We start from the raw sequence: 26,887 nt of genomic DNA, 5'->3' as shown, positions 1-26,887 counted from the left end.
ATGCCTCCGTCCGAACTCACCGAGCAGTCGACAGCGTCCGGAGAGACGAACGAGACAGACGAGACGAGCGCAGCCGTGGGTGAGAGCGTCGAGAAGGTCGACGGCTGGGGGCTCGTCACCGGCAACGCCCGGTACACTGACGATATCCCGACCGGAGACGCACTCGAGGGACGGCTCCTCCGCAGCCCGCACGCCCACGCTCGCATCCGATCGGTCGACACCGAGGCCGCCGAGGCGATCGAGAGCGTCGAAGCGGTGCTCACCAACGAGGACGTTCCAGACAAACGGTTTACGCGAACCGGTTTTCCGTACCCGGCACCGGCACCGTTCGACGAGCACGTCCTCAACGAGACGGTGCGACACGTCGGCGAACCGGTCGCGGCGGTCGCAGCGCGATCCGCCGACGCCGCCGAGCGGGCTATCGAGGCCATCGACGTCGACTACGAGGTGCTCGAACACGTACTCGAGCCCGAGGAAGCGATGGAGCCGGACGCGCCGACGCTGCACCCAGAGGAGTACGAGAACCCACAGGAAAACGCCGTCCCCGAGCGGAATATCGTCTGTGAGACGCGTCACGAGGAGGGCGATGTCGAGACGGGTTTCGAGCGGGCAGACACGGTCGTTGCGGGCGAATACGAGAGTCAGATCGTCCAGCACCTCCCGATGGAGCCGAACACGACCATCGCGTGGATCGACGACCGCGAGCGGCTAGTACTCCGAACGACGACGCAGGTCTCGCACATCTGTCGGGACAAAATCGCCCGCGCATTCGGGCTGAACCGGACCGACGTGAAGGTGATCAAACCTCGCGTCGGCGGCGGCTTCGGCGTCCGACAGGACACGGTCCCGAACCAGTTCATCAGCGCGGCACTCGCTCTAGAGACCGGCCGGAAGGTCCGGCTCAAAAACAGCCGCAAGGAAGACCTTCACGTCTCCCAGACCCGCCACGCCCAGACCGTCGAGGTCAAAACCGGCGTCCGGGAGGACGGAACAATCACCGCGATGCACGTCGACATCACCTCGAATACAGGTGCGTACGGCTGCCACGCCCTGGCGGTCCTCTCGAACTCCGCTCACGAGCCGATGTCTATCTATCCGACCGGGAACCGGCTCTTTACGGGCCGGGCGGTCTACACCAACCTCACCCCCGGCGGGGCGATGCGCGGCTACGGTGCCGTACAGGGTACCTTCGGCCTGGAGAGTCACATCGACGAGGTCGCCGATGCGATCGGGATGGACCCCGTCGAGTTCCGACGCCGGAACGTCATCGAGGAAGGCGAAGAGAGCTTCGAGCCAGCACACAGCGAGAGCAAGCCGGAACTCGAGTCCGTCGGCGTCACGGAGTGTCTCGACCGCACGTGTGCGACCGTTGGTTGGGCCGATGGACCGGACCAACCCGACGACGACCGCTACCAGCGCGGCTACGGAATCGCCCTGACGATGGCGAAATCGGGCGTCCCAAACAGCGAGTACTCCCGCTGTACCATCACCCTCGAAGACGATGGCACGCTCACTGTCCGGATCGGCGTCGGAGACACGGGACAGGGTTCGGAGACGGTGATGGGCCAGATCGCGGCCAGCGTCTTCGGCCTCGATATCGAGTCGGTCCACGTGAAGGCTGACGACACCGATGCGACGCCGTGGGACAACGGCGCGTACGCGAGTAGCACCACCTACATCAGCGGCAACGCCACCGAGAAAGCGGCCCGCGATCTCGCCGGGAAGGTCCGGGAACTCGCGGCCGAGTGGCACGATACGGATCCCGAGTCCGTCGAGTTGGCCGACGGGAACGTCTCGTTCCCAGACGGGACGTCGATGAGGCTCGGAGCGTTCGCCGCTGAAGCCTTCGAGGGCGTTCGGGGGCCGAAACGCCGTCTCATCGGTACCGGCGAGCACTTCACGGCGCTGTCGCCCAAACCGTTTGCGGCGCAGCTCGCCGAGGTCGAAGTCGACACGGCAACTGGCGAGTTCGAGGTCCTGCGACTGGTCAACGCCGTCGACTGCGGACAGGCGCTCAATCCGGCGAACGTGCGCGGCCAGATCGTCGGCGGCGCGGTCATGGGACTCGGACAGACCCTCTCGGAGACGCTGCCCTTCGACGAGGACGGCCGGCCGGATATCCGCGGGCTCCGGGATTACGAGGTAATGCACGCGCCGGATCTGCCGGAGATCGAGACAGAAATCGTCGAGACCTACGAGCCGACGGGGCCCTACGGCGCGAAAAGCGTCGGGGAGGTGTCAATCCTCGGCCCGTCTCCGGCCGTCGCAAACGCCGTCGACGACGCCGTCGGGGTTCGAATCACCGAGCTCCCGATCACCGCCGCGTCGATCTGGGACGGACTCCAGGAGGGGAGCTAGATGTCGAACCAACTCCCGGTCGAGTACGTCGAGGCCGAGAGCGTCGACGCGGTGCTCGAACTGCTCGCTGGCGACTCCGAGACGCGGATCGTGGCCGGCGGCTATTCGCTCGTCCCACGTTTGAAAGACGGGATCGAGACGCCGGATCGGCTCGTCGATATCAGCGGTATCGACGCGCTCCGCGGGATCTCCCGGCAGGACGGGGGAACTCGTATCGGCGCGCTGACGACTCACGACCGGATCGCCGCGTCCGCGACCGTCCGCGATCACGCCCGCGCACTCGCAGAGGCGACCGACTCCGTGGGCGACTATCAGGCGAAACACCAGGGAACAATCGGTGGCAACCTCGTGGTTGCCGATCCGAAGTACGACGCTCCGGCCGCCGTTCTCGCTCTCGGCGGCACGATCGTCGTCCGCGGGCCGAACGGCCGCCGCCGGATCGGCGCCGAGGAGTGGTTTTGCGGACCCGATGAAACCGCTATCGAACCCGACGAATTGCTCACCGAAATCGCCATCCCTGACGGGGCTCGGAGCGGGTACATCCGGACCTCGGAATACTCCGGCTACGCGATCGTGAGCGTCGCCGCCCGCCTCGAAACCGACGGCGGTCTCGTCGAGTCGGCACGGGTCGCGGTCAACGGCGCGAAGCCGTATCCGATTCGTCTCCCGCGGGTCGAGGAGACGCTCGCCGGCGGAACACTCGATGACGAGCGGCGAGCGCGGGCCGCCGACGCTGCACTCCGCGATGTCGATCCCGGGATGCTGGTGGCGAACGAGGTGGCCGACGGACGCCATCGGCTCGGTCTCGTCCGGTCGTACTGCCAGCAGGCGCTCGAACGCGCGTCTGTATCGCCTGCAGTGGATTCGTAAGTTCGGCCGCTCTCACTCGATGCCGACTCGTTCGACGACAGTCTCGGCGGCCGCGGTCGCATCGTCCAGTAGTTCGTTCGTCTCCCCGAGCGTCTGTACCTCGCGGTCGGACATGACGACCTCCCCCGCACACAGCAGCGTCTCCACCTCGAAGCCCTGCGCGCCGGCCACCAGTGCGAACACCGGATCCGGGGCCGGGGTGAGATGCGGCTGGTCCATATCGACGATCGCGAGGTCGGCCTGTTTGCCCACCTCGATCGAGCCGAGGTCGTCCTCGCGGCCGATGGCGCGTGCGCCGTCGATGGTGACCATGTCAAACGCCGTCGCCGCGTCGAGGACGCTCGCGTCCCGGTGAAAACCCTTGTGGGCCGCAAAGACCGCCCGGAGATCGTTCAGCGGGTTGACCGTGTCGCTGAGGTTCGCGTTGTCCGTCCCGAGACCGACGGTCGCGCCGTGGTCGAGCAGGTCTGTGACCGGCGCGAACCCGGTGGCCAGTCGCATGTTGGCGAAGAAGTTGTGGGCGACGGCGGTGTTCGACTCGGCCAGGATCCGCACGTCGGCACTATCGATCTGAACGCAGTGGCCCAGCAGGGTACAGTCGCCGAGATAGCCGATGTTTCGGAGATACTCGATACTGGACAGCGCCGGTCCGCGCGTCTGCGCCTCGGCCTCCGCGACGTGGGCCGTCGTCATCACGTCGTACTCCTCTGCGAGTCGAGCGGCCCCCTGAAAGCCCTGCGTCGTCGTGGTTTCGACGACGATAGGAGCGGGCCAGACCGACTGGCGGCCGTCAGCACGACCGTGATGGTCCTCCAGCAGCGACTCCACCTCGTGCAGGGCAGTCTCTGTCTCGACAGTCAGACGATCCGCAGGCGGATGCTCCACCGACGGCTCGCGGCCCGTGATATCCGTAAGCAGCGCCTCGAATTCCTCGTCGGGGGGATCGTCCGCGAAGCCAGCGCCGTAGACGTTTCTGATCCCCGACTCTTCGTAGACATCGAGTTTGGCTTCGATCTCCGCCCGGCCGTCCCAGATGATCTCCGTATCGTTTTCGACGAACGTCGTCACGCCGGACTGGATGGCCTCGAGGCAGTACAGCGCCGCGGCAGCGGCGTGATCCTCCGACTCCATCGCGATGCAGGCCGGGCGCTTGACGTTGTACAGCCAATCGTACAGCCCTCGATCCGCGCTGTACGCGCCCCGGAGAAGGATATCGGAAACGTGGGTGTGTGCATTGATCAGCCCCGGGATGACGGTTCCGCCGTCGGCGTCGATGCGTCGTTCGGAGTCGTACTCGGCTTCCAGTTCGGCTGCCGGCCCGACGGCAGCGATCACGTCGTCTCTGAGGAGGATTGCCCCGTCCGAGATCAGTTCTCGATCGGCGTTCTGGGTGATGATCCGTCCGTTCGTGACGAGCGTCTCAGTCATCGGTCCGACCTCGCTGTGCTCCGTCTGCAACCGCCTGTCCTGACAGAACCGATAGTCCTGCCGTTGGTCCCTTCGAAAGGTACCATACCCAGATATTTCACTCCAGTATCTAAACAGTTGTGGGTTTCGAACTCCGGAAAGATGACAAATAACAGAGTGGCGCCGTATTCCGGTTCCCCGGTATCGTTGCGGTTTCGCCGAGCACATCGACCGGCGGATTTCGGCTCGAGTTGGGAGTGATCGGTATCTATAATTTCTCCGGGACAGTACCGGTAGCGCATGTCGGTCGATACAGTCATCGCGGGCGGTACCGTCGTTACTGCCACGTCGACGTTCGACGGTGCGGTCGCTATCAACGACGGGACCATCGTCGGCGTCGGCGAGGAGGAAAATTGCCCCGAGGGAGACGTCCGAATCGACGCAACGGACCAGTTAGTTATGCCCGGGATCGTCGATCCACACGTCCATATCGACGACCACGTCTCGATCGATAGCTATCGGACCGGCACGAGCGCGGCCGCACTGGGCGGCGTCACCACCGTCATCGATTTCGCGTGGCAAGCCTACGAGAGCGAAGAGAGCCCGTGGGACGAACCGGCCCCGATCACTGACGGGCTCCAACGAAAGCGTGCCAATCAACGGGAGGCGCTCGTCGACTTCGGACTCCACGGCGGCATCCTCCGCGAGGGAGACGATCTCTTCGAGGAAATTCCGGACCTCATTGATGACGGTGTGACATCGTTCAAAATGTACACGGCCTACGACTTCGGCGTCTCGAGCGGCTATCTGCGGCGGGTGTTCGACGCGCTCGCGGATCACGGGGCTGTCGGCGTGGTCCACACGGAAGACGACTCGGTCTGTCGATCCCTCGCGGCCGAGTTACGGGCGGCCGGAAAGGCGGCTCCCGAAGAGTATCCACAGTCTCGACCGGACTACGCGGAGGCGATGGCCGCCGAAGACGCAGTCCGGCTCGCCACCGAGGCCGGAGCGAAGTACTACGGCTTTCATACGAGCTGCCGCGAAGCGGTCGATGCGATCGCCCGGTTTCAGGACGACGGTTCTCGCGTCCGGGCGGAGACCTGTACGCATTATACGACGCTCGATGCGTCGATTTACTCGAGGCTCGGCAATCTCCCGAAAATCGCGCCGCCGATCCGGACGCCGGACGATGTCGAAGCGATGTTCGAGTCGCTCCGCCGTGGTGTGCTGAGCGTCATCTCGACGGACCACGTCGCCCAGCTGCGGTCGAGCAAGGAGAACCAGCCGTGGTGGGAGGGGCCCTACGGCGCGAACGGTGTGCAGGTGAGCCTGCCGGTGTTTCACGACGAGGCGATCAACGAGCGAGGGCTGAGCTACCCGTTTCTCGTCCGCGTCATGAGCACCAATCCGGCGGAAACGTTCGGACTCCCGAACAAGGGGACGCTCGACCCGGGAACGGACGCCGATATCGTCCTGTTCGACCCCGAAGCAACAGACACGATCACTGCCGAAGACAACGCATCTAAGGCGGATTACTCGATTTACGAGGGGCGGGAGGTGACGGGACGAGTCACGAAGACGCTCGTCCGGGGGACAGTGGTCGCCGAGGACGACGAGGTCGTGGCCGACCCCGGTCACGGGGAGTTCATCGAACGAGACGTCCCCGACTGGAGCGTGTGAGATTCTGTATTGCACGAAGGCAACGGTTTAAGTCATCGGCAGTGCGAATAACAACCGGCGATGGCCGACCTCACGATCGACGAGATCAATAACCTCGATGAAGCGGCGTTCGTCGACGAGTTGGACGACATATACGAACATTCCCCTTGGGTCGCCGAGCGGGTCTGCTCGGACCGACCGTTCGCGTCACTTGCAGAGCTACGAGACGCCATGAAACACGCGGTCAACGGCGCATCGCGGGAAAAGAAACTGGAACTGCTCCGAGCGCACCCGGATCTCGGCGATCAGACCGATATCACGGAATCGTCCAAGGAGGAACAGGCCGCTGCCGGTCTCGACCAGCTTTCCCCCGAGATGTACGAGGCCTTCCAACGACTGAACGAACGCTACCTCGAGACGTTCGGGTTCCCGTTCATCATGGCCGTCAGGGACGAATCACCGGACGCGATCCGGGAGGCGATGGAACGGCGAGTTGAACACTCGGAAGCCGACGAGTTCCGGACGGCGCTGGCGGAAGTACACACGATCGCCCGGTTCCGGCTCGAAGATCGGTTTCCCACGTGATGGCAGCCGCCGACTGGTCCGCTCGGTACCGACGGCTGGCGTAGAACCGTCATTCTCGAGCTGTGCTGAATTACAGCTTCGTCGGCCCCCAGTTGATATTCTCCTCCGTTTATCGCGTATTATCTCCCCAATGTTGTACGAATGCCAGCATTTTTGTATGCTGATCCAGATGGTCCAGACAGACAATGACGGTTAATCAGAAGCGATCAGCGAGTCGTACTGCGGACGATTCCGAGCAGCGGACGATGAACTACGGCAAGGAGAAAATCGCCGTCTACCGCACGTACGCGTCCCCGCTCGAGGGGATTCGGACGATTCCCGAATCGTCGTTCGACGGTCGGGATAACACGCTGTTCGGCCTCGACGTGCGCGTCCAGGTCGACGGCGAAGCGTTCTTACCGTCGTTCAGCGAGGGTGACAACAGCACGGTGGTCGCGACGGACTCGATGAAGAATTTCGTCCTCCATCAGGCCGGCGAGTACGACGGTGCCACCATCGAGGGCTTTCTCGAGTTCGTCGGCTCGCAGTTTCTGGACACTTACTCCCAGATGGAGTCGATCCAGATGTCCGCCGACGAGATTCCGTTCGAGGAGCGGGACGTTCCCGGCGAGGACGGCTTCGAGGATAGCGGCCTCGTCTTTCGCCAGTCTCACAACGAATCGGGCTTCGGGGAGATCTACCTCGAACGGAGCGAGGACGGTCCGGTTATCGCGGACCACATCAGCGGCGTAACCGACATCGAACTGGTCAAGGTCAAGGGGAGTTCGTTCACCGACTACGTCCAAGACGAGTACACGACGCTGCCGGAACGGGAGGACCGAGCACTGCACATCACCCTCGACATCTTCTGGACGTACGCGGAGTCGGCGGACGCACTGGGAACGGATCCGGAGCGATACGTTCCCGCCGAGCAGGTCCGCGATATCGCTCAGGTCGTCTTCCACGAGGTCGACTCCAACTCGATCCAGGATCTGATCTACCAGATCGGGCTGCGAGTGCTCGAACGGTTCCCGCAGCTCGAATCCGTCAGCTTCGAGGCGAACAATCGCACCTGGATCCAGGAGCGCGATCTCGACGGGGACGCGAAAGTGCTGAAAGAGCCTCCGCGACCGACTGGATTCCAGCAGTTTTCGATGGATCACAGCGACCTCGAGGAGATGTCGGAATGAGCGCCGAACTGACGACACACGTTCTGGATACGGGTCGAGAAGGGCCCGCTCCCGGCGTCGAGGTTACGCTTCAGCGGCTGGATGAATCGAGCGAGGCCGAACAACTCGCACAGGGTGTCACCAACGACGACGGACGGCTAAACGAGCCCCTGCTCACCTCCGAAGAGATGGAGGCGGGCACGTACCAACTGTTGTTCGACGTCAGCGAGTACTACCGATCGGTCGACGACGAGTCATCGTTTCTCGACACGGTTCCCGTGCGCTTCGTGATCGCCGAACCGGACGAACACTACCACGTCCCGCTGCTCCTCTCGCCGGGAGGGTACACGACCTACCGGGGAAGCTAACGGGCAGTCTCGTCGCGGTTGTGGCGGTTCTTTTCACCACGGCGACGAAGTCGAGGCTTTCATGCCCGGAAATGTACCGTCCTCTTCACCCGGTGAGAAAGAGCTGCAATAATGATCACGTGCCGTCGGCCGTTTCGCCGGACGGGTTCTTCTGTGAGAAGCGTTATCTGTCTGTCCGTTTCGAGCGGCACTCGCCATATCTAATGTATCGTTTTTCGCTTTTCCACGTTAAAGATATATTTCCCAAACTGTTATCTCCCTATCGTGCGATATCTGCCCAAACAGGAATATATAAATGCAAATATTTGGAATGTCGACGTGAGATGAGTTCCCCAGCCCCAGTTTCCCCGGCTTTTCGCCGTTCGACTCGCACACGGCGTACGAGGGGTCTGACTCCCGTTCAGGCGGTTACGATTCAGCGTTTCAATAGAATATGTCTGGAGAGGCCATCGCAGCGACTTCTCCGGGCGAACAGCGGGGAATCCGACTGGGGAACGAGTGCTAAATCGACGCGAGAGACCAATACGACATGATTCAACTATGAGTGAAGAACAAACGATACTCGAACTCGAGGACGTGACCAAGGAGTTCGGTGACATCGTCGCCAACGACGGGATCGATCTCTCAGTACGGCGTGGCGAAGTTCACGGGTTACTGGGCGAAAACGGGGCCGGCAAGAGCACGCTGATGAATATCCTCTACGGACTGTACAGTCCGACGAGTGGTACGATCACGTTCGAGGGAACGCCCCGCAGCTTCGATTCCCCGAACGATGCGATCGACGCCGGCATCGGCATGGTCCACCAGCACTTCATGCTCGTTTCCCGGATGACCGTCCTGGAGAACATCGTTCTGGGCGAACGTGAGACCGAGTCAACCGGCGGTGTGTTGTCACCGATCAAGCGGTTATTCGGGCGAGAACGAGACGGGCCGCGCGAACGGGTCGAAGAACTCGCCGCGGAGTACGGGCTGACTGTCGATCCGGACGCGAACGTCTGGGAACTCGATATCGGCGAACGCCAGCGCGTCGAGATTCTCAAAGCGCTGTACCGAGACATCGATCTCCTGATCCTCGACGAGCCGACCGCCGTCCTAACGCCCAACGAGGCCGAACAACTGTTCGAGACCATCGACACGCTCGTTTCGGAAGGGCTCACAGTCATTTTCATCACGCACAAACTCTGGGAAGTCGAAGAGATGGCCGACCGCGTCACTGTCCTGCGCGACGGCGAGAAAATCGAAACGATCGACGCCGACACCGTCAGCCAGCGTGACCTGGCTGAAAAGATGGTCGGACGCGAGGTGCTCTTTCGACTCGATACGGAACCGGTGGCTGTCGGTGAGCCGGTTCTCGAGACGGAGGGACTCAGCGCGCGTGACGACCGCGGCGTCTCGGTCCTTTCGGGCGTCGACCTCACCGTCCACGAGGGCGAGGTCGTCGGAATCGCGGGCGTCAGCGGCAACGGTCAGCGGGAGTTGGCCGAGTGTCTGATCGGCGATCGGCCGGTTCAGGCGGGGCGGATCAGCGTCAACGGCACAGATCTGACCGGCCAATCCCCGCGGGCGTTCATCGACGCCGGCGTGTCGTTCGTTCCCGAAGACCGATACGAACACGGCTGTGCGGAGCAGTTGAGCGTGATGCACAACGCCGGCAGTAAGGTGTATCGAAACGGCGAACTCTCGGATGACAGCGCTTTGCTCGATTACGATGAGATGGAGACGTACGCCACCCAACTGGTCGAGGAGTTCGACGTCCGCGGCGTCGAGAACGTTCGGGAGACTGCTGCCGGTGATCTGTCCGGCGGCAACCTCCAGAAACTCATTCTCGCGCGTGAGATGCATCGGAAACCGGATCTACTCGTCGCGAACCAGCCGACTCGAGGCGTCGATGTCGGTGCAATCGAGCGGATCCGAGAACTCGTGCTCGAACAGCGGACGGACGGAACGGGCGTGTTACTGATCTCCGAGGATCTGGACGAACTGCTCGATATGAGCGATCGTATTCTCGTGATGTACGACGGCCAGTTCGTCTTCGAGACGACACCCGAGGAGACCGACAAGTGGGAACTCGGCATGTACATGTCGACTGGAGCCAAACCGGACGGAACCGAGCGAACACAGCGAACCGAGGGGCTCAAATGACGCCCGCTATCGAAGTCGAAAGCCGAGACTCGACTCCGCGGTGGCTCGACTACGGGGCTCCCGTGCTGACGATTCTCGCGGCGCTGTTCGTCGCCGCAATCCCGCTTCTGTGGATCGGGGCCAACCCGATTCTCGTCTACGAGCAGATCTTCCTCGACAGCCTGCTGGATCTCGGTGGCATCGCCGATATCCTCACGACAGCGACGCCGCTGTTTCTCGCCGGATTGTCCGTCTACATCCCGCTGAAGGCGGGGCTCTGGAATATCGGAGCGGAAGGACAGTTGTATGTCGGTGCGATCGTCGGGACGTATATCGGTCTGAACTACGGCGTTCCGAGCTACGTCCTACTGGTGCTAATGGTGCTTAGTTCCGGACTCGCCGCCGCGCTGTACGGGGCGATCCCCGGTTATCTCCGGGCCGAACACGACGTCAACGAGATCATCTCCTCGTTGATGCTCACCTTCGCTGCGACGACGTTTGCCGGCTACCTGCTTCGCGGACCGCTTCAGGGCCGCGGCGGGCAGACAGCGACCGATCGCCTCCCCGACGCCGCGGAGTTACCGACCGTCCTCCATCCCCGGCTTCACGTCGGTGTCGGCATCCTGGCGATCGCGGCGGTGCTCGGGACGCTGCTTCTGACCCGAACGAGGCTCGGGTACGAGATCACGTTTATCGGCTCGAATCCGGCCGCGGCGAAACAGGCGGGGATCAGCAGCTACAAGATCTACATCCTCGTCTTCCTTATCGGCGGCTTTCTCGCGGGGTTAGCTGGTATCATCGAGATCGCGGGTGTCCACGGTCGTCTCTTCGAGAGCTTTTCACCCGGATACGGATTCACAGCGGTTGCAGTCGCCCTGCTGGGCCGTAACGGCGTCTTCCGGGTGCTTCTCGCCGCACTGTTTTTCGGGGTCCTGACCGCTGGTGGAACGACGGTCGCAATCACGATGGACGTGCCGAACGCACTGGTCGACGTGATCGTCGCGCTGACGATCCTGTTTCTTCTGACCGCGGAGTTCATCACGGAATACCGATTAGCGGTGACCTTCGGTAGTAAGCCGGACTCCGGATCTGATCCGAGTGTGGAGGGATCAGCATGAGTATCATCGCCGGCACCCTCGAATCGACCGTCCGGCTTGCAACCCCCCTGTTACTGGCGGCGATGGGCGAGGTCATCGCCGAACGCAGCGGCGTGCTCAATCTCGGTGTCGAAGGGATGATGCTAGCCGGGGCACTCGCCGGCTTTGCCGGGGCGATCTCCACCGGGAGTCTCTGGCTCGGATTCGCCATCGGGATGGTCGCCGGAGCTGCGCTGGCACTTTTGCACGCGGTGCTCTGTATCTCGCTCAAGGCAGATCAGGTGATCAGCGGGATCATGCTCACGCTGTTAGGGACGGGAGTAACAACGTACTTCGGACGGGCATGGGTCGGCAGAAACGTCGACGGCTTCGACCAGATCCCCCTGCCTCTGCTGTCGGATATCCCCGTCGTTGGGCAGGCGTTTTTCAGCGTGACGGCGCTGGATTACCTCAGCCTGAGTCTCGTTCCTGTGATCTGGTATCTCCTCTTTCGGACGAACGTCGGCTCGGAGATCACCGCGGTCGGCGAGGATCCCGAGACGGCTGACACAGCCGGCGTCCCCGTCTTCCGCATCCAGTACGCCTGTGTTCTGCTCGGCGGCGCACTGGCAGGTGGGGCCGGCGCACAACTCTCGCTCGCGTTCACCAACTTCTGGGGCGTCGAGATGACCGCCGGCCGGGGCTGGATCGCCGTCGCGCTGGTCATCTTCGCGCAGTGGCACATCTGGCGGCTTCTCGTCGGAGCGTACCTCTTCGCCGCCATCGATGCCCTCTCCTTCCGGTCGGGTGCGGTCCGTGACGCGGTGCTCTCGGGGATCGATATCGCCGCGGTCGAGTCGGCGGTCGACTTCCTGCTCAACCCGCAAGTGATGAATACCTATCCCTACATTATGACGGTCGTCGTCCTCTGGTACGTCATGCGACAGGGCAATCTCAATAAACTGGGCGGACCCTCGGCGCTGGTCGACGCCTACAGCCGCGAACAGGACTAACCCCTGTCGACTCTGTCGGACGTGTTGTACCGGGTTCCCGACGCGACCGCAGACATCGTGGTCGCGCTGGAACTGACGGATAACGACCGAATTAAAAATTCCGTTTCTTCCGTTGCTACAGTTCCTGACCGTCGATATTGTCCATTTCGAATGAACTCGAGTCGAACAGGACTTCCTCTTCGGACCAGTCTTCGTACGGCGTGCCGCTCCAGACGATGTCGTCGGCGTCGCCTGACTCCATGTCCTCTTTGATGCTCGTGACTTCCTCGACGACTTCGTCGGGCACTTCCGATCCGGGGTCGCTGATATCGACGGCCCCGTCCGCGATTCCCGGGAACGTATATCCGGCCTCCCACTCGCCGGCACGGGCCTGTTCGATGATCTGCATGTAGACGACTTCCCAGTTGAAGACGGGGGTCATCAGGTAGTTGTCACCCGCAGCGTCCGGCGCGGACTCCGCGTATCCCGATGCCCAGATATCATTTTCCGCTGCCGTCTCGAGAACGGATGGTGAGTCCTGGTGCTGGGCCATGACATCGACATCCTCGTCGTCGATGAGCGCCTGCGCGTTTTCGCCTTCCGTCGCCGGGTCGTACCAGCTGTTCGTCCACCGAACGTACACCGTCGCATCGCCGTTGGCATCGGCGACACCGGAAGCGAAGCCGTTGATTTCCTGGTAAACCGTCGACACCGGATTGGCCGCGACGTAGCCGATGTTGTCGTTCTCGGTGAGCATGCCCGCCGCATAGCCGACCAAGTATCGTGCGTGGTACAATTTTTCGTGGAACGCACCGTAATTTTCGCCGGTATCAATTCCTGAAGCGACCTCGAAGGCGGTATCGGGATACTCCTCCGAGGCGGCAGCCATCGGATCGGTGAAACTCGCACTCAGACCGAACACGACATCGAAGCCGTCTTCGGCGAACTGGCTGGCCGTCTGTTCGACATCGGAGGCGTCGACGCTCTCGACGTAATCATCCTCGAAGTCGTCCAGTTCGTCTGCGGTCGCCTGCCGACCTGCGTCGTGCGACGACGTCCAACCCTGATCGTCCGCCTCGGCGAAGTAGATCCAGGCGGCAGAGAGTCCGGCGTCGCTGCTGCTATCCTCGCTGAGACAGCCGGCAGCCATTCCGAGCCCAGTGACCCCGGTGCTCGCCAGCAACTGTCGTCTCGACACTGTTCTGCGTGAGTCGTCACTTCTCTTCGACATACGACACCACATAACGAACTAACACCAATAAAACCAATCTTACAGTCAGTATTCGCCACAGTTCACAATCAATCGTACAGATAATAATAAGGACCGCCCAGTTTGGGAGATAATTTGAAACTATCCACAACCACCTATTGTTAGTGCTACTTCTACCAACTCGCGAGAAACTGTTCGGTGTGAGATGGTATCGCAGTCAGGCCGAGCGATCGGAGATGGAGCGCGGAATTTCCAAGAAGCACGCGAGAACGCACGGAAACTGAAACCGTAATCGATCCCCGGCCCGGTCCAATTGACTTTTACGGTAGTGAACCGTATTCCTGCCCCATATCTATATGTGTAACGAGCTATATCGTACAAACGAAAACGTGCGTTTTCCTTTATCACCGCAACTGCGACATATTCAATCAGCGATCGGGAGTCGGCTGGGATGGACACAGCAGCGAACCACTGCCCGTGGGGATCGATCGCGATGACCCGCACTGACACCGTCGATCTGACGATCAGTGGGACGCTAGTCGACGTTCTCAACGGCACGCTGCGGGAGACGACGGTCGCCGTCGACGACGGAGAGATCGTCGCTCTCGCCGATCGGCCAGCGAACCGCGAGATTGAAGCCGAGTACATCGCTCCGGGGCTCATCGATGCGCACATGCACATCGAGTCGTCGATGGTGACTGCGGCCCACTACGGCAACGCCGTGCTGGACCGCGGCGTCACCAGTGTCGTTGCAGACCCCCACGAGATCGCAAACGTCTGTGGACTGGCCGGCGTCCGTGGGATGATCAAAGACGCCGCACACACGCCGCTAAAGATTCGGTTCACTGCTCCCTCTTCGGTCCCGGCTTCACACCTACAGGACGGCGGCGCAACGCTCGACGCTGCGGCCGTCGAGGACCTGCTCGGCGACGAGCGGGTGATCGCACTCGGCGAGGTCATGAACGTTCCAGGCGTTCTCGCGGGCGAGGAGGCGATCCACGACAAGATCGAGGCTGCCCGCGAGCGCGGGCTCACGGTCGACGGGCACGCCCCCCGCGTGACCGGCTCCGAGTTGCAGTCAGTGGCTCAGTATCTCGACACCGACCACGAGAGCGTGACCGAGGCCGAGGCGCTCGAGAAGTTGAACGCCGGAATGCGCGTCTACATCCGCGAAGGATCCTGTAGCAAGAACCTCGACCGACTGATCGGGCTCGTAAACCGCTCGGATGTCGACAGCCGTCGACTCTCGCTGTGTAGCGACGACCGCGACGTAAGCGAACTGATGGAGTTGGGAAGCGTCGACTTCGCCGTCAGACGAGCGATCGAAGATGGGATCGATCCGGTCGAAGCGATTCAACTTGCAACGATCAACACTGCGGAGAGCTACGGTGTTCCGTTCGGTCGCGTCGCACCCGGCGCACCGGCCGATCTGGCGCTCCTCGACGACCTCGCGGCGTGGGACGTCGAACACGTGGTCGTCGACGGCGTCGTCGATCCGTCTCTCGAAGCGCCGCCGGAGACTGCTGTGGAAACCGACACCGTCGCGTTCGACCGTGTTGAGCCGGCAGAACTGGCACTTGAATACGCCGGTTCCGGCCCCGCCCGCGTGCAGGTGATCGACGCTGTGGGACGGATCCAGACCAAGCGTATGGAACAGAATCTCCCAGTCGAATCCCGCAGCGACACTGACATCGTCGTTCCGGACCCGACAGCGGATGTGGCCGCAATATCGGTCATCGAGCGTCACGGCGGGTCGGGCAACATCGGTAACGGCTTCGTCCACGGGCTCGGCCTCGACCGCGGTGCCGTCGGTGTAACCGTCGCGCACGACGCGCACAACTGTCTCGTGGTAGGCGCCGCCTTTGACCCGATGGCCGCCGTCGCAAACCATCTCGGCGAAGTCGGCGGCGGCGTGGCGGCCTACGATCCGACGACCGATACGATCGAGACGCTCGAGCTCCCCGTCGGCGGCCTCATGTCTGACGAACCGCTGGCGGTAGTTAACGAACAGTTCGAGACAGTCCAGTCACAGGCACGGGCACTGGGTCTCGACCATGAGGGCGGCGTTCACACGTTGACCTTCCTCGCACTCGAGGTCATCCCGGAACTTCGATTGACAACCAACGGGCTGGTCGATATCGCGGCCTTCGAGTACACCGACGTGATACTCGAGTAACGACACCGCGAATGTCCGCTCGAAGTGTAGGTCACGATCTGATACCGTCTTCAGCCACTCCAATAGACACTGTTTAGAAGAATCGTGGGGAAGCGAGCGGACGGCGACGCCCGTCAGGGTATCCGCTTCGAGACAGAAGCGATTCTTCGCTTTCTCAACGTTGATCGCTCTCTCGAGCTACTCACCGCTAAAGAGGTGGGACTCAGCATGGACTCCCGTTCTGGCCACGAACAGTGACAGGAGAATAGAGAATAACCCCTGTTCACGTTCCACATCCCGCTGTGCAAGCGCACGCTCAAGGGTACGCCTCCGTCGCCCCTAGTTTGGTTGCGACGGAGGGTCGTGTTTAGTTTGTAGCATTGTGCCAGACAGCGAAGGCTTGGAGTCACGATTCAGCTGTTGACGGTTGTGCGTAACTAAAACAGTTTGAGAACGAAGAGGTTCGATGTTGTATTCCACAAAATACATGTTCAGCAGCGTTCCGAGTTCCCTGTTTTTCGTATCGGAATCGGATCCCAGATCGACGGAGTGCAGTCTGGAGATGTTTTGCTCCATCGACGAGAAATACAGTATCGTCGAGATCATATTTCTCCGAAAGTTCCTGCAGGAATCGCTCTGAGCGCGGTCGTAGTCGTTGTATACAGCTTCATATGGAGGATTTTGTTCGTTTGCGGACCAACCGCAGTGTACAGCCAATAACGGTGTTCGTCGAGTTGAATCACCGTCTCGTCAAGTGCAACGTGATTCGGATTCTCGTCATCTGCTGGCTGTAGATCGCACTTGTGAGCCAAGTCATGGACTGCCTTGCGACTACGTTTGATACCGTACCTCTCTAATTTTCGAACGGTATTCAAATAGGAATGTTTGCAAGATGGAGTCGAATACCGAGCTCCATCCGATTGAAGTCACAGGGAACGTAGGCCAGTTACTCACAATATTCGGAAGTAAGTTCCGCAGATCTGATACGATCTCGATGGGTGTCTTACCGGGCAGCCCTCAACGTGTTTGAGGAGGAGCCAGCCCCGGAGGGACATCTGCTTTCACCCTCGACGATGGAACGCCAGCACACGTCGTCCGAGCGAATTTCCCACGGGCTTCATGGGAATACCGCCCGAAGGACCGACCATGCAGGAGTTCGCTTTTACCGTCTCCTACGAGCGGGGAGTGGATGACATGATGGACGTCTTCATCGATCAGTCCGGGCTCTACTCCCGAACGGTTTCGTGTCAGGCAACTACTGATACCATGTGGAGAGTAGACGAAGTGACGGGGCCGCGAGAAGCCCTCGTGGCGTACGATCGACGGCTCGAGAAACTGGAACGGTGTACTAATCTCCAAGGGATGGGCGGCTGTCAACTCGACTTGACGTACGAAGTGCTCTCTCGAGAGCCGACGAGTCGGCTCATCTATTCTCGACAGTCCGAAGGCGACGGGTGTCGATCGATTCCGTATCTCGCGGCCGACTCCCTCGGAGATGGCATGTTGTGTCGAGCCGAACAGTACGGAAACGAGTACAGATGGCGGCTCCTCACGGACGACGAGGCGTCTCTGAGTCCGATTTACGACGCCCTCGAGGAACACCTTCGCGAGGGGCTCACGCTCGAGTTCGAGCGACTCGAGCAATCGCCCACGTGGCAGACCGGCCGCGCATCCGGTGCCGATCTGCCGTACGCACAGCGTGAGGCGCTCGAGTTGGTCGTCGAATACGGCTACTACGAGACGCCCCGCCGGTGCTCATTACAGGAGATCGCCGACGCCGAAGGGATTCCGATTTCGACGCTCCAGTACCGCGTGACACGCGCCGAAGCGTGGCTCGCGACGACATTCCTCTCGAACGAGCCGCCAGATCGGTCGGAATCCGCAGGGATCGCGGGCGACGAGTGACGGACGCGGTCCTCGCTGTTTGCGGAGCGTGATATGAACGATCGACGAGGAGTGTTGGTATGTTCCGAATCAAATTCTATTCCGTCCCGCCCTGAACGATGATTCGCAGAGCCCATGAGACGAACGAGCGACGCTGACGGCTCCGACGTATCGAGGCGGAACTACCTCAAACTCGGCAGTGCGACGGCACTGTCGTTCGCTTCGCTCGGGAGTGCCGAAGCGGCCGATAGATCGGGGACCGTCGATTCAGACGGCGACTCAAACGGTCGAATCGTGATCAAAGACGGGACGATCGTCCCCGTCGATTCGGATATCGGCGTCCGCCGCGATAGCGACGTTCTCGTCGTGGATGGAACGATCGAGCGGATCGAGCGATCTATCGACGAGACGGACGCCCACGTCATCGACGCCAGCGATGCGATCGTCATTCCGGGATTCGTCAATTCCCATCTCCACACGTGGCAAGCGGGCGTTCGGGGCGTGGCGGGGGACTGGTCGTTCTCCGAGTACCTGGACACGATGCTCGGCGAGATCAGCAGTCACTACCGGCCCGTCGACGCGTATCTGGGCAACCTCTTCGGTGCCGTCGATCAACTCAACGCCGGGACGACGACGATCCTGGATTGGTTCCACATCGCGAACTCGCCGGGTCACACCAACCGCGCGATAGACGGCCTCGAGGACGCCGGTATCCGGGCGGTGTTCGCACACGGGCCGCCGGGCGACGACAGCGCGACGTGGTGGGAAAACAGCACGGAGCCCCACCTGGACGATATCCGTCGACTGCACCGTGAACGGTTCCCCACCGACGACGAGCGACTCACCCTTGCAATGGGGATCCGCGGCCCGGACTACTCGACGGACGAAGTCGTCACGCAGGATATCGAACTCGCTCGCGAACTCGGGATTCCGGCCTCGATGCACATCGGGTCGCTCGGCCCGGGCGGCGTGGAAACGCTCGACGAACTCGGTCTCCTCGGCGACGATCTCAATTACGTCCACGCGAACCGCCTCACCGAAGACGAATTCGAGCTCATCGGCGACTCCGGCGGGTCGGTGTCGACCACTCCCGAGGTCGAGATGCAGATGGGCATGGGGATGCCGGCGCTCCGAGAGACCATCGATGGCGGCGGGATTCCGTCGGTCGGTGTCGACATCGTTTCGAACGTGAGCGGCGACCTGTTCACCCAGACGCGGATGGCACTACAGGTCCAACGAGCACTCGACAACCAGCCGACCGTCGAGCGAAACGAACAGATCGAGACGGTCTCGCTGCCCGCCAAACGTGCACTCGAGCTCGCGACGATCGACGGGGCCCGAGCGCTCGGCCTCGAGGACGAGATCGGCTCGCTGACGCCGGGCAAGCGGGCGGACATCACGCTGATTCGGACGGACGATATCAACACGTCGCCGGTCCACGATCCGGTCGAGACGGTCGTCTTCCAAGCGGGCGTCGCGAACGTTGATACCGTGCTCGTCGACGGCGAAATCGTCAAACGAGACGGCGACCTGTACAACGAGACGGCGCGGAAGCACCGCGACCGACTCGTGGAGTCGGGCCGGCGGATTCTCCGGGAAAGCGGGCTCCGGTAACCGGCGGAATCCCCATCCCACCGATTCCGCTCCGAATCGGGGGTCCAACGGCTCGGTATCACCGACACCGGTCTCGCCGTTGGGTATGGTTCCCAGTGGACCGGGGGAACGCGGCATAGATTTCCGGGATAGTGAACATTTCTTGGCAATCGAAATCGCTACAGTCGGCTCGAGAAAAGAAGAGTTAACTCTGCGGGATTCATCGAATCCAGTGATGTCTGAAACGACGGACGATAGCACGCCGTCTCGGTTCGGCCGACTCCTCTTTGCGGGTGGGCTCGCACTACTTGCGGTTCGCAACCTGACGAATCTCGACGGGCGCATCGCCTACGCGGACGCCAAGGGCGTTCCGTTCGCGGAGACGCTCGTCCCGGCCTCGAGCGGACTCCTGCTCGGCGGGAGCATCGGTATCGGCTTCTGGAAATCGCCGAAGCTCTCCGCGGCAAGCATCGCGACGTTCTTCGCGGGAGTCACGCCGGTCATGCACGACTTCTGGGCCGTCGATTCGGAATCGCGCGACGAGGAACTCACCTCGTTCCTCCAGAACCTGACGCTGCTCGGTGCCGCGATCGCCTTCTTCCGGCGAGCGAACCGAGAGTAACGGCGTCCGCGTACCAGCGACGATAGCCGAGACGATCCGATCGATTCACACCCCTCTTTCTCGAGTCTCGTCCCGCCGAAACCCGCAAGGGAATCTGGTTGGGAAAGGGCTATTGCGTGCTCGGCGCTAGTAGCACGCGATGAGCGAATCCATGGATATCTTGCTGTTGGGCGCGAGCGGGCGTATCGGCAACCGAATCGCGGACGAGTTGCTCGACCGGGGACACCGAGTGACCGGCGTCTCGCGCAGCGGGACGATCGAGGGCCTCGACGACCCCGATCTGGTCGCGATTTCCGGTGACGCGACCGAGCCTGACGATATCGCGAAACTCGCGACCGGTCACGACGCGGTCGCGTCCGCGCTCGGGCCATCCGACGACGAGTCCCCCGAGATCCTCACGGAGATGATGGAGTCCGCCATCGAAGGACTGCGACGCGCGTCGGTCGACCGACTCGTCTGGACCGGGGGTGCCGGCGGGCTCCATATCGGCCCCGAAACGCGACTCATCGAGAGCGATGACTTCCCCGAGGAGTGGGAACCGGTCGCGCGAGCCGCGATCGACGCCTTCGATATCCTCAACGATGCTGACGACCTCGAGTGGACCTATCTCGCGCCGGCCGCGATGATCGAGCCCGGCGAGCGAACCGGGGAGTATCGAACCGCCGCGGGAGAACTCGTCGCCGACGAAGAGGGAGACAGCTACATCACGATGGAAGACTTCGCGATCGCCTTCGCCGACGAACTCGAGGAGGCGAACGCGGTGCATACCTACCTCGGGACCGGGTACTGATCGGTTGCAATCGCGGGAGGAATTCGTTTGACGCTGAAAGAGAGTCTCGCGGCCGAGCGCGACGACTGACCCGCGGAGACGCCGCGGTCGTCAGCCGTCGATCAGAACGGGATCAGAAGGGGTAGTCTCGAGCGTCGTGCTGGATGGAGATCCACTTCGTCTCGGTGATTTCGTGGAGGAACGCGTCGCTGTTGTACGTTCCCATGCCGGAGGCTCCGATTCCACTGAAGGGGACGTGCGCCTCGTCGTTGATCGGCTGGTCGTTGATGTGGACGTTCCCCGTTTCCATCCGATCGGCGATATCCTTCGCGACCTCGAGGTCGCCGGCGTGGACTGCGCCAGAGAGGCCGAATTCCGTGTCGTTCGCAAGGGCGACGGCCTCGTCGACATCCGAGAACGGGATGACCGGGGCGATCGGGCCGAAGTGCTCGTTGCACGCGGCGGCCATGTCGTTCGTGACGTCGGAGAGGACGGTCGGCGCGACGACGAGGGAGTCCTCGACGCCGTCGAGGGGAACGGTTTCGCCGCCGGTCTCGAGGGTCGCACCCGCGTCGACGGTCTCCTCGACGTAGCCGAGCATCTCGTCGCGCTGGCCCTCGTCGATGATCGGCCCGACGACCATGTCCTCGTCGTGTGCGCTGCCGGCCGGGAGCGACGCTGCACGCTCGGTCAGGCGCTCGACGTACTCGTCGTAGATGTCCTCGTGGACGATATGGCGATTGATACTGATACAGACCTGCCCCTGATGGACGAACGAACCGAACGTCGCACCGTCGATGGCGCGGTCGAGGTCGGCGTCGGCGGTGACGACGTGAGCGTTGTTGCCGCCGAGTTCCATCGCGGGGACGGCGAGGTTCTCCCCGGCGAGGCTGGCGACGTGCTGGCCGACTTCGGTCGAACCGGTAAAGGCGACCACGTCGCTCTCGGGATGGCCGGCGACCCGGTCGCCGATGTCGGAACCGCGACCCGTGACGACGTTGACTACGCCGTCGGGGAGGTCGGTCTCCTCGAGGAGTTTGGCGAAGAGGAGACCGCCGGTAATGGGGGAGTTCGTCGAGGGCTTGAGAACGACGCTGTTCCCGGCGGCGATGGCGGGTGCGACGGCCCGCATCGAGAGGTTCAGCGGGAAGTTCCACGGCGAAATGACCGTGACGACGCCCTTGGCCTCGCGCTGGACGAGGTTTTCCTTCCCGGGGATGTTAGAGGCGGCGTGTTCGCCTTTCATCCGGCGCGGGAGCGTCGCGGCCTCGCTCGCGTGATCGGTCGCGATCTGGATCGACGTCTCGCCCATGATACGCGAGCCGCCGACTTCGGCCGCCAGTAGGTCGATGATTTCGTCCCGGTGAGTGCGGATCGCCTGCTGAAACTGTTCGATAACGTCCTGCCGACGCGCGGGCGGTTGGTCCGCCCACTCCGTTTGTGCCTCGGCCGCGGCCTCGTACGCGGCGTCGACATCCGCTTCGGTTGCAGCGGATACCTCAGTGATTACGTCGCGAGTAGACGGATCCTCGACGGCGATCGTTTCACCGCTCTCGCTCGAGGTCCAGTCGCCGTCGATGTACAGTTCGTCCCACGTATCGTCGAGTAGTATCTCGTCTGGCATCGTATTTTACCAAATGGTCTAATCGCGTAAAAGGGGCGGGAACGGAGAAATCCGTGCCGGTTCACAGCGAGTAGACAGTAGGTCGTTCGCAACGAGTGAGCTGAGACCGGCAGCCGAAGATGGGCAGGATCGCGCTCAGTCGTCTAAAGAGGGTTGCGGGCGAAGCGCGGGGAGAACGAACTCGTCGACCGCACGCAGGGCCTGTTCCGGGGCGTCGTCGTGGCCGAGAGAGATTTTTCTGGCCCGTGCGGCGTGGATGACGTCCGTAATGAGCTGTGCCATGTCCGCGACATCGACCTCGCGAAATTCGCCCTGCTCGATGCCGATGCGAAGCACCCGCGCGATGTTTTCCCGGATTTCGTCGTAATGTTCGTTGAACGCCTCGCGATGGCGGTCGTTGTGCTGGGCCTGCGAGAAGAGTTCGTGGTAGACTTTCATGCGCTCCCAGTGGTCGAACTCCGCGCCGAGGTCGGGCCCGAAGAGACACTGTTCGATACGAACGTGCAACGCCTCCCACGGATCCGCCGTTTCGTCCACGTCGGGTTGGTCCTCGTACTGCTCGACGAGGTACTCGAGAAAAGAGGAGATGAGATCGTGCTTCCCGTCGAAGTGGTAGTGGATGAGCGTGCGGCTCTTATCGAACTCCGCACCGATATCCCGCACGCGCAGGTCCGTCGACCCGTGCTTACTGAGGGCTCGGAACGTCGCCTCCATGATCGCCTCTCGAGTCTCGAGAGACGAGTCCGATTCGTGCGTCGAGGGCATACCGGCCGGTACGAGCGAGCGCCTTATTAGCGCACCGGGACTGCACTCGAGTCGACGCTCTGAGATAGCGTTCCGGACGACTGATCCCGCCGGGGCACGGAACGCGTTCCGATATCCTTTACCGGTCGGTCAACGAACTCGTATCCATGAGCCAGTTCGACCGAACCGCCGACGCCGGGACGGGGGCAGAGGGGGATATCGACCGCGACGGCGGCGTCAAACCGGTCGCCCGGACGGAGTCAGAGATGGTCCCCGCGGACGTCTTCGCCGTCCTCGGGAACGACACGCGCGTCGAGATCCTCCGTGCGCTCCTCGAGCTCGGTGCCGACGACGCTCCCGTCCGCTTCACGGAACTCTTCGAGCGGGTGGACATCGCGGACAGCGCGAACTTCAACTACCATCTCCAGAAGCTTACCGGCCACTTCATCAAGCAGAGCGACGACGGCTACGCGTTCCGCTATCCCGGGCGGAAAGTCGTCAGTTCCATCTTCACCGGAACGCTCACTGAGCGGGCCCAACTGGGCTTCTTCCCCGCCACCGGTTCCTGTTACGCCTGCGACGGCCCCCTGCACGGCTGGTACGTCGACGACACCCTCACCATCGGCTGTACCGACTGCGGTACCATCCAAGTGAGCTATCCCTTCCCCTCGGGCGGACTCGACGATCGCACGACGGACGACCTCCTCCAAGCGTTCCACCACTACGTCCGCCACCACTACTGTCTCGCCGCCGACGGCGTCTGCCCCGAGTGTACCGGCCCGGTCGAGACCGACCTCGTCCGCGATCCCGACGATTCGGACCTCGATGTGGCCGTCGAGCACGTCTGCCAGCGCTGTAGCTATCGGCTCCAGTCGACGGTCGGCGTCACCCTCCTCGACAACGCCGAGGTCCTCGTCTTCCACTCCGAGCGCGGCGTCGACGTAAACACCGAACCCTTCTGGCACTTCGACTGGTGCGTGAGCGATCGCCGGACGACGGTCACCGAAACGGATCCGCTGCGCGTCCGGGTGACCATCCCCTGCGGGGACGACGAACTGCAGGTCCTCCTCGACGATTCCGTCTCCGTCGTCGACACCGCCGTCGTCGAGCAACTCCCCGAATAGCGCGCTCAGCGGGGGTCGGTCCTCGAGCAGACGTGTCGCGTATGGACGGGAAGACAACTCCCAGACTCGACTGTACTCGATTACAGAAACGTCCGCAGTCGACCAGCGGACGACAAACCCACGGCACCCATCAATGCCCTGATGGGGGCCTCAGCGGGCCGAGAATCGCGCGATCGTCGCGCGTGGCCGCTATTCGAAGCGTTCGACGGCCGCTTGGTAGCGACTCGAGGGTTCCTCCCAGTCGACGACATCGAAGAAGCTCTCGACGAAGTCGCCGCGGGCCGGCCCGTAATCGTGGTAGTAGGAGTGTTCCCAGACGTCCAGCGCCAGGATCGGGTGGCTCCCCCAGAGCGCACCTTGGTCGTGCTTGTCAACGACGACGTTTCGCAGTTGCTCGCTGTGGCTGTCGTAGACGAGCAGCGCCCAACCGCCAGCGGCGGACGCGGCGGCCTCGAATTCGCCCTTCCAGGCCTCGTAGGAGCCGAAGTCCTCCGCGATGCGGTCGGCGAGGTCGCCCTCGGGCTCGTCGCCGCCCTCGGGGCTCATGGACTCCCAGAAGAGGGTGTGAAGAACGTGTCCGGAACCGTTGTGGGTAACGTTGCGGAGCGCACCCGCGGAGGAGGAGAAGTCGCCTTCCTCGCGGTTCTCCTCGAGCGTCTCTTCGGCCGCGTTCCAGCCGTTGACGTAGCCCTGATGGTGCGTGTCGTGATGCCAGGTCAGTACCTGTTCGGACAGTGCCGGCTCGAGCGCGTCGTAGTCGTACGGCAGCGGCGGTAGTTCGTAGTCGCTCATGTTTCCGAGTAGGGCAACACACGCCGCAAATATGAACGTTCTCTGTATCGTGTTCAAGTAATCGGACTGGTATTCCGTATCGCCCGTTGCAGGCTAAGTACACCTTGTGTGGACCGATGCGGACGAGACACTGTCTCGTCAGTGACGGGATCAAGATTCCGCATACGAGATGCTTATCAGGAGTGAGAGCCTCGGATCGCATATGACAACAGATGAGACCGGGCAGAGTCGTGACGAACCGATTCCGGGCCAACTCGTCCGACACGGGACGGGCGTCAACTCGAACCGCGCGTTCCCGACGAACGACTACCCGTCGAACCTCGACCCGTTCGTTCTGTTCGAGCGCTTCTATATCGATCCGGACAAAGGCTTCCCGATGCACGCCCACAAGGGCTTCGAGATCGTCTCGTACATGATCGAGGGCGGGATGGACCACGAGGATTCGCTGGGCGTCGAGCACACCGCCTACGAGAACGATGCCATGCGTATCACGACCGGCAGCGGGATCCAACACTCCGAGTTTCCCGCGGACGGCGCGGCCTGTAACGGCCTTCAACTCTGGGTGAACCTCCCGCGCGACGACAAGGAAGCGGACCCGGACTACGTCGACGCGTCGGCGGCGGAACTCCCCACCGCAGAGTTCGACGGCGCGACCGTGACCACCGTCGTCGGCGACGGCTCGCCGATCGATCTCCACACGGAGATGGAGTACCTAGATGTCCACGTCGCCGATACGTGGACGTGGACGCTGCCCGACGGCTGGTCCGGCTTTCTCTACGGTGTCTCCGGATCGGGATCCGTCGACGGAAGCGACTTCGACGAGGGCGACGTTCTCCCCGTCACGGACACTCGAGACGTCGTCGTCGAGAACGACAGCGACGGCCCGTTCCGTCTCGTCGCCGTCTCCGGCCTGCCACACGAGGAGCCGATTCGCCAGCAAGGCCCGTTCGTCTTCTGAGCATCCGTCGGACACTCTTTCGACGGATCTTCTGTGATCTCGTTCGTGGGTTCTCGTCCTTCCTGAGACCGAACATCCTCGCGCTCGATCGACTCACATCGACAGTTATAGGGAGTCGATGGCACGGAACCCGGACGATTTCGAACCGATTTTGACCAAATGGTACATCTTGCATTTACAACTGTATGGCTGTACAGCGAGTATGTGTCAAGACGAGCCGGTCGGATTAGTGTTTCTCTGTGCTAGTTACCCGTGTAATCACGTTATACCGACGGGTAAGAGAATATTACTGCTCTCGAGGATCGTGTGAGATCCAACACTCGAGTTGGTATAACGAAAGAACAATGTATCCAAACCAATCACCTTCGAATAGTACTCTACAACTCGAGAGGTAGTCGATACTCGGAATTTGATCGCAACTCGTAGTGGCTTCGTAGGAACAGTCTACAATCGGTGCTGGCGGATCGCCAAATTACGTTTCGGTCGGTGAGTTACTGATTCGGGTTCCACATTATCGCGGTACATGGTAACCGGACAGAAAAGTGGAAAGAGTCATCAAACCGACTCAGTTCGGCGGCGGGTGTCCTCATAGAACGTGCCTGTACGGATTTCTCGATGAGTCGTATACACCGTCGATACTTCGCGATATCCTCGCCGAGACGTCATCAAGACGGATTCCGATGGCGGTGAAAGCAGCGAAGATCGAGTTGATTCTGGATGTATATATTCTCCGATAGAACGCAATTCGTATTCGTTTCTATACAATTCGAATAACCCAAACTGACGATTGCAGGATGGAAATGTGGGACCGCGACACCCGGAAGATGT

General features: G+C 61.9%; 21 protein-coding genes and 1 pseudogene. 16 read left to right on the top strand and 6 right to left on the bottom strand.

Features of this window, described 5'->3' with window-relative positions:
* Both ACT4ML_RS15745 and ACT4ML_RS15740 read left to right on the top strand, forming a co-directional pair.
* Complete coding sequence (locus tag ACT4ML_RS15745) at positions 1-2,358, top strand: xanthine dehydrogenase family protein molybdopterin-binding subunit (RefSeq protein ID WP_444721714.1); 2,358 nt, start codon at positions 1-3, stop codon at positions 2,356-2,358.
* Positions 2,359-3,228 (top strand): FAD binding domain-containing protein, encoded by an 870-nt coding sequence (locus tag ACT4ML_RS15740; protein ID WP_444721713.1) that lies wholly within the window; start codon positions 2,359-2,361, stop codon positions 3,226-3,228.
* A 12-nt stretch (positions 3,229-3,240) separates the two neighbouring features.
* Here ACT4ML_RS15740 and ACT4ML_RS15735 read toward each other — a convergent pair whose 3' ends face one another.
* Positions 3,241-4,656, bottom strand: a complete 1,416-nt coding sequence (locus tag ACT4ML_RS15735; protein WP_444721712.1) for an amidohydrolase — start codon at positions 4,654-4,656, stop codon at positions 3,241-3,243.
* A gap of 279 nt (positions 4,657-4,935) precedes the next feature.
* Between ACT4ML_RS15735 and ACT4ML_RS15730 the strand changes: the two genes are divergently transcribed.
* The 7 genes from ACT4ML_RS15730 (at position 4,936) to ACT4ML_RS15700 (ending at position 12,605) form a co-directional block, all read left to right on the top strand.
* A complete protein-coding gene (locus ACT4ML_RS15730) occupies positions 4,936-6,315 on the top strand; it encodes a dihydroorotase (RefSeq protein WP_444721711.1) in 1,380 nt (459 codons plus the stop codon).
* Between the two features lie 60 nt (positions 6,316-6,375).
* Complete coding sequence (uraD, locus tag ACT4ML_RS15725; protein ID WP_444721710.1) at positions 6,376-6,879, top strand: 2-oxo-4-hydroxy-4-carboxy-5-ureidoimidazoline decarboxylase; 504 nt, start codon at positions 6,376-6,378, stop codon at positions 6,877-6,879.
* Between the two features lie 185 nt (positions 6,880-7,064).
* Entirely contained in the window at positions 7,065-8,048 is a 984-nt protein-coding gene (gene pucL / locus ACT4ML_RS15720) for a factor-independent urate hydroxylase (RefSeq protein ID WP_444721709.1), read from the top strand.
* The gene (gene uraH / locus ACT4ML_RS15715; protein ID WP_444721708.1) at positions 8,045-8,395 is read left to right on the top strand and encodes a hydroxyisourate hydrolase; all 351 of its coding nucleotides are present in this window, start codon (positions 8,045-8,047) and stop codon (positions 8,393-8,395) included. Before pucL ends, uraH begins: the two co-directional genes overlap by 4 nt.
* 540 nt (positions 8,396-8,935) lie before the next feature.
* Positions 8,936-10,537: an ABC transporter ATP-binding protein gene (locus ACT4ML_RS15710; protein ID WP_444721707.1), complete on the top strand. Its 1,602-nt coding sequence runs from the start codon at positions 8,936-8,938 to the stop codon at positions 10,535-10,537.
* The gene (locus ACT4ML_RS15705) at positions 10,534-11,634 is read left to right on the top strand and encodes an ABC transporter permease (RefSeq protein ID WP_444721706.1); all 1,101 of its coding nucleotides are present in this window, start codon (positions 10,534-10,536) and stop codon (positions 11,632-11,634) included. Before ACT4ML_RS15710 ends, ACT4ML_RS15705 begins: the two co-directional genes overlap by 4 nt.
* The gene (locus ACT4ML_RS15700; protein WP_444721705.1) at positions 11,631-12,605 is read left to right on the top strand and encodes an ABC transporter permease; all 975 of its coding nucleotides are present in this window, start codon (positions 11,631-11,633) and stop codon (positions 12,603-12,605) included. Before ACT4ML_RS15705 ends, ACT4ML_RS15700 begins: the two co-directional genes overlap by 4 nt.
* A 115-nt stretch (positions 12,606-12,720) precedes the next feature.
* Here ACT4ML_RS15700 and ACT4ML_RS15695 read toward each other — a convergent pair whose 3' ends face one another.
* Positions 12,721-13,782, bottom strand: a complete 1,062-nt coding sequence (locus ACT4ML_RS15695; protein WP_444721704.1) for a BMP family ABC transporter substrate-binding protein — start codon at positions 13,780-13,782, stop codon at positions 12,721-12,723.
* Between the two features lie 463 nt (positions 13,783-14,245).
* Between ACT4ML_RS15695 and ade the strand changes: the two genes are divergently transcribed.
* Positions 14,246-15,970 carry an adenine deaminase gene (gene ade / locus ACT4ML_RS15690; protein ID WP_444721703.1) on the top strand — a complete coding sequence of 575 codons (1,725 nt, stop codon included), beginning with the start codon at positions 14,246-14,248 and terminating at the stop codon, positions 15,968-15,970.
* Between the two features lie 385 nt (positions 15,971-16,355).
* Here the strand turns inward: ade and ACT4ML_RS15685 are convergent.
* Positions 16,356-16,865, bottom strand: a pseudogene (locus ACT4ML_RS15685) (IS6 family transposase); the annotation flags it as partial.
* A 230-nt stretch (positions 16,866-17,095) separates the two neighbouring features.
* On the opposite strand from ACT4ML_RS15685, the gene ACT4ML_RS15680 reads away from it, so the two are divergent.
* From ACT4ML_RS15680 to ACT4ML_RS15665, 4 genes are all read left to right on the top strand, one after another.
* Positions 17,096-17,854: a helix-turn-helix domain-containing protein gene (locus tag ACT4ML_RS15680; protein ID WP_444721702.1), complete on the top strand. Its 759-nt coding sequence runs from the start codon at positions 17,096-17,098 to the stop codon at positions 17,852-17,854.
* A 114-nt stretch (positions 17,855-17,968) separates the two neighbouring features.
* Positions 17,969-19,447 (top strand): amidohydrolase family protein, encoded by a 1,479-nt coding sequence (locus ACT4ML_RS15675; RefSeq protein WP_444721701.1) that lies wholly within the window; start codon positions 17,969-17,971, stop codon positions 19,445-19,447.
* Between the two features lie 214 nt (positions 19,448-19,661).
* Complete coding sequence (locus ACT4ML_RS15670) at positions 19,662-20,048, top strand: DoxX family protein (RefSeq protein WP_444721700.1); 387 nt, start codon at positions 19,662-19,664, stop codon at positions 20,046-20,048.
* A gap of 151 nt (positions 20,049-20,199) precedes the next feature.
* Positions 20,200-20,838: an NAD(P)-dependent oxidoreductase gene (locus ACT4ML_RS15665; RefSeq protein WP_444721942.1), complete on the top strand. Its 639-nt coding sequence runs from the start codon at positions 20,200-20,202 to the stop codon at positions 20,836-20,838.
* Positions 20,839-20,950: 112 nt separating this feature from the next.
* Here ACT4ML_RS15665 and ACT4ML_RS15660 read toward each other — a convergent pair whose 3' ends face one another.
* On the bottom strand, positions 20,951-22,441 hold the full coding sequence (locus ACT4ML_RS15660; protein WP_444721699.1) for an aldehyde dehydrogenase family protein: 1,491 nt from the start codon (positions 22,439-22,441) through the stop codon (positions 20,951-20,953).
* Positions 22,442-22,576: 135 nt separating this feature from the next.
* On the bottom strand, positions 22,577-23,206 hold the full coding sequence (locus ACT4ML_RS15655) for a TetR/AcrR family transcriptional regulator (protein WP_444721698.1): 630 nt from the start codon (positions 23,204-23,206) through the stop codon (positions 22,577-22,579).
* Between the two features lie 146 nt (positions 23,207-23,352).
* Here ACT4ML_RS15655 and ACT4ML_RS15650 point away from each other — a divergent pair, with 146 nt between their 5' ends.
* Positions 23,353-24,309 carry a DUF7351 domain-containing protein gene (locus ACT4ML_RS15650; RefSeq protein WP_444721697.1) on the top strand — a complete coding sequence of 319 codons (957 nt, stop codon included), beginning with the start codon at positions 23,353-23,355 and terminating at the stop codon, positions 24,307-24,309.
* A 189-nt stretch (positions 24,310-24,498) separates the two neighbouring features.
* Here ACT4ML_RS15650 and sod read toward each other — a convergent pair whose 3' ends face one another.
* Complete coding sequence (gene sod / locus ACT4ML_RS15645; protein ID WP_138247208.1) at positions 24,499-25,101, bottom strand: superoxide dismutase; 603 nt, start codon at positions 25,099-25,101, stop codon at positions 24,499-24,501.
* Between the two features lie 202 nt (positions 25,102-25,303).
* On the opposite strand from sod, the gene ACT4ML_RS15640 reads away from it, so the two are divergent.
* On the top strand, positions 25,304-26,059 hold the full coding sequence (locus ACT4ML_RS15640; RefSeq protein ID WP_444721696.1) for a pirin family protein: 756 nt from the start codon (positions 25,304-25,306) through the stop codon (positions 26,057-26,059).
* The last annotated feature ends 828 nt before the right edge of the window (positions 26,060-26,887 follow it).

Origin of the sequence: Natrinema sp. LN54 (assembly GCF_052439245.1) — an archaeon.
Classification (GTDB): domain Archaea; phylum Halobacteriota; class Halobacteria; order Halobacteriales; family Natrialbaceae; genus Natrinema; species Natrinema versiforme_A.
The sequence above is the reverse complement of the archived record's forward strand: the minus strand, read 5'-3'. Positions and strand labels throughout refer to the sequence as shown.